This is a genomic window from Candidatus Kryptonium sp. (assembly GCA_025060635.1).
Taxonomy (GTDB): Bacteria; Bacteroidota; Ignavibacteria; order Kryptoniales; family Kryptoniaceae; genus Kryptonium.
The window spans coordinates 1-834 of sequence record JANXBN010000097.1 but is presented as its reverse complement, the minus strand read 5'-3'; the positions used below and the strand labels follow the sequence as shown (position 1 = coordinate 834).

The following is an 834-nucleotide window of genomic DNA, read 5'->3' as shown; positions in this document are numbered from 1 at the left end:
GAGGAAAGCAATTTCAATTTTGGGGATGATATTTTTTGTGGTTAACTTCTCGCTTGCTCAAATTACAATTGATGGAAATCCTAGTGAATGGACGGGAACGCTTCCGATTACAGCAAACTCTTGGAAATATAGTGCTGGAACAGCTGGTGGGTTAAACGAATGGATTTGGAGAGATGCAACTGGAGATGAAAGAACTGATTTTGCCAATCCAGATAAGAGGGTTGATATAGTGGAAGTGAGAATTTCAAGTAATGCTACTTATTTATATTTTTTGGTAAAGATGAATGATATTGATATTACATCTGGAAATGGTGCTCCGATGGTTCAAATTTCAATTGATAGAAATAGAACTCCTGGTAGCGGGGAAGAATGGTTGGGCGGTTATGCTGATACAAAGGTTGATAATGCTGCAAGATGGGAGTATTTGATTCTAACGAGGTTTGGTTCAGGGAATAGCGATTTGAGAGTGTGGACTCATACTTGGAGTGGTTCATTTGCTGGTGATGCAGCTATTTCCGCTACTTATGATGTCATAGAAGGTAGGGTTCCGTGGAGTAGTTTGGGTGGAGCTCCAAATGATAACACTTTTCGCTTTACAATTTCAACATATAGAGCGAATCCGAGTGATGACACTTGGGATATAGGTGGTTCTGGTGTATCAAACACTTTGGATTGTGTAACGACGACAGGACCAAATACTTGGAATGAAGTAAGCGATGGAGTGATAAATTTCTATGTTGATATAGAATTCTTAAACGATCAACCTCTTTCAGTTCAAACGGTTTCTCTTTCAGCCATAGCTGGTGATTCAAAAGTTACGCTCGTGTGGGAGAC

Annotated in this window: 1 protein-coding gene; it reads left to right on the top strand. The window is 39.8% G+C overall.

Annotated features, from left to right (window positions below):
- Nucleotides 1-25: 25 nt before the first annotated feature.
- The coding region (locus tag NZ923_10725) for a hypothetical protein (protein ID MCS7230482.1) at nucleotides 26-834 on the top strand (809 nt) is incomplete at its 3' end.